At 49.5% G+C, this 3,602-nt stretch carries 1 pseudogene; it reads left to right on the top strand.

Features of this window, described 5'->3' with window-relative positions:
* Positions 1-3,602: pseudogene (locus ACRBG0_RS25315) on the top strand (hypothetical protein); the annotation flags it as partial.

The raw sequence follows: 3,602 nt of genomic DNA, 5'->3' as shown, positions 1-3,602 counted from the left end.
CTGGTGTTACCGATGACGGCAACGGCATGACCTACAGTTTCGATCCTGCTGCGGCTGGTGTTGGAACACATACGCTTACCTACACTTATACCGATGAAAATGGTTGTAGCAATTCAGCCAGTGATGATGTAGAAGTATTTGATTTACCAACAGTAAGCTTCACTGCCCCTGCTGATATTTGTGTTGATGCAGGCGTACAAACGAGCCTTGGCGGCGGCACCCCAACGGGTGGTACTTACAGTGGTACTGGTGTTACCGATGATGGCAACGGCATGACCTACAGCTTTGATCCAGCGGCGGCAGGCGTAGGAACACATACCATCACTTATACCTTTACAGATGGCAATGGTTGTACCAATTCGGCCAGTGACGATATAGAAGTATTTGATGTACCCGCTGTAAGCCTGACTACTGCTTTAGGCTACTGCCTTGATGCTCCAATAGCTAACGCACCAATTACAGGAGGCTCACCTGCTGGCGGTGTTTACAGTGGCCCTGGTGTTACTGATCTCGGCAACGGCACGAGCTACAACTTTGACCCAATGGTTGCGGGAGTAGGAACACATACGATTACTTACACCTTTACGGATGGCAATGGTTGTATCAATTCAGCCACCAGCGATTTAGATGTATTTGATTGCGAATATGAAGCTACCGACCCTTGTGGCTGTCTTGACAATGCGACAGTATTTGACATAGATAATGGTACTGGCGGCGATGATGGACAGTTTTCCGAACTGGTCTCCATTGTTAATGCTAATGGCATGCTTCCTGCCGGCCAAAGCTGGACGGTAGTAGGCGCTACAGGTGCCTTTGATGCCTACAATGTCCCAGCTGTAGGTGTACAAAGTGCTGGTGTTCCTGTTGCAAGTGATGGTTCTGTAAGCCTTACTTATAATGCAGGCTTAGGTACGTACGAACTACCATTTGTACATGTTGATGCGATAGGCTATAGCCTTACACTCGAAGGACCTTTCCCAATGGGTAGCGCAGCCAATGTGATGATCACGATTAGCAATAACTGCCAATATCCTAATCCTGTCTTTGACCCAGCGCTTCCATCTGTTATTCAGGATGATGATCCGGTGATCACTTTAGGTGGTATGGATACCAATGGCAACGGTACTGATATGGTGAGTTTCACCGTTGATGGTATGGCAGAAACAGAATTTGATCCAGCAGCTTATACGGAAGGCCTTCATACCGTGATTATGACCTTTGATGGTGCCGATGATGGTAATGGCGGTATTTCTCCTGATGGAGGAATAACTCCTGCTTCTCCTGGTTGTACCCAGACGGTACAGCAGGTAGTAGAAGTAGTGATTTGTGATGCACCGGTACTAACGTGCCCAGCGAACAACTTCGGTCTTGACCCAGGGTGTAATGTAACACCTCCTGCAGCTGCGGGCCCCACGGACTTCAATGTAGCCGGTGGAGCAACCCCTAACCCGGCCTGGCCGACGGTCTCGGCTGATCCTTGTTTCCCACTGGTATTGACCTTTAATGATGTGACGGCCGACAATGGCTGTATCCGCACTGTAACGCGGACCTACACGATTACCGATGATCGGGGACAGTCTTCTTCATGTGATCAGACCTTCACCTTCACGGTGGATACGGAAGATCCTGTATTTGTAGAAGCCTTACCTATGGATATGACGGTTGAATGTGACGCGGTACCAGCAGCAGCTGTACTGACGGCTACGGACAACTGTACATCAGCGGAACAGGTACTGTTCATCAATGAAATCCACTACGATAACACGGGCGGTGATGTAGGAGAATTTGTAGAAGTAGCGGGTAGCGCTGGCATTGATCTTAGTGATTGTCAGTTGTTCCTCTACAATGGCTCGAACGATATGACCTACGGCGTGGCGATGACGCTGGCTGGTTTGATTGATGACGAAGGAGCAGGCTTTGGCGCGGTATCCTTTGATTACCCTTCCAATGGCCTACAGAACGGTGCTCCTGATGGTGTAGCACTGGTATGCGGTGGCAATGTTGTTGATTTCATCAGCTATGAAGGCACGATCACCGCTGTTGGTGGCCCTGCTGATGGGATGACCAGTACCAATATCGGTACCGAGGGAGGAGGAACACCTATTGGTGAATCGCTCCAACTTACGGGCAGTGGCTGTCCTGCTGGAGATTTCACTTGGGGTGGCCCGAGTGTTGCATCACCCGGTAGCATCAACACAGGTCAGACCTTTGAGTTGTCTGATTGTGATATGGATAACTCAGCTCCTGTAGTCTTCACCGAATTGCGTATCGCTGGTGACTGTGCCAATGAGTACACGCTGATCCGCACCTGGACGGCTACCGATAACTGTGGCAACGATGTTGAGCATGAGCAAGAAATCATCGTAGAAGATACCACCCCACCAACATTCGTCGAAGCCTTACCTGAAAATGAGACTTACGAGTGTGATGAGACGGTGCCTGCTGCTGCGACGCTAACGGCCATCGATAACTGTGATGTCTCAGGTATTGACCCACTGCTGTGGATCAACGAGATTCACTACGATAATACAGGAACGGATGTAGGGGAGTTCATCGAAGTAGGGGGCGTTGCCGGTCTAGATTTGATGGACTACGAGCTGGCACTGTACAACGGAGTTAATGGCCTACTAGACCAAGTCTACATGTTGGGCGGTGTTATTGATAATGAAGGAGCAGGCCTTGGTGCTCAAGCCTTCTTTATCCCTGGTTTGATGAACGGCTCTCCTGATGGCTTTGCCCTGGTGCAGGTCTCTACCGGAGATGTTCTGGAGTTCCTCAGTTGGGAAGGCAGCTTTATGGCTGTTGACGGTCCTGCCGCGAGTTTGACAAGTACCGATGTAGGGGTATCAGAGCCTGGCACTACTCCTATTGGCGAGTCCCTTGAACTGAGTGGTACTGGCTTCAATATGGCGGACTTTACCTGGAGTGGCCCTAATGCCGAGTCTCCTGGTGACCTAAACGCTACACAAACCATACTGGGCAACCTGACGGTAATGTTCAATGAGGTACGCGTGGATGGTGCCTGCCCACAGGAATATGTACTGACACGTACCTGGACGGTAGAAGATGATTGTGGTAATCCAAATAGCCATACACAAATCATCACGGTTGAAGACACAACAGCTCCTGAACCAGTATGTAATACGATAACGATCTTCCTGAGTGCTGCAGGTCAGTACACGTTTACCCAAGCGGATATTGATGCTATTGCAGCAGGAAGTATGGACAACTGTGATGCTGATTTCACCTACATGGTTGATCAGACCTTCTTTGATTGTTCAGATATTGATCTGGCGATCGGTACAATAGGAGGTACAGAAATAGAATTGACGGTAACGGACTGTGTTGGCAACAGCGATGTTTGTACCGCGACAGTAAATATTGACGATAGTGCAGTACCCTTTGAGTTTGGCTGTATCGCTGATCTTAATGTAACGCTGGGAGCTGATTGCTCGGCCACCATCACCCCCGATATGGTGGTGACAGGTTTTGATGATTGTATCGACAGCTACAACTTGCTGATCGACGGCGTAGACACAGATCAAGCCTTTGGCTGTGGTGAGCACACCTATATGATCGAGTTGATCGAAGACGGTGAGGTG

The sequence above is a fragment of the Lewinella sp. genome, from assembly GCF_050633125.1.
Lineage (GTDB): Bacteria > Bacteroidota > Bacteroidia > Chitinophagales > Saprospiraceae > Lewinella.
The sequence above is the reverse complement of the archived record's forward strand: the minus strand, read 5'-3'. Positions and strand labels throughout refer to the sequence as shown.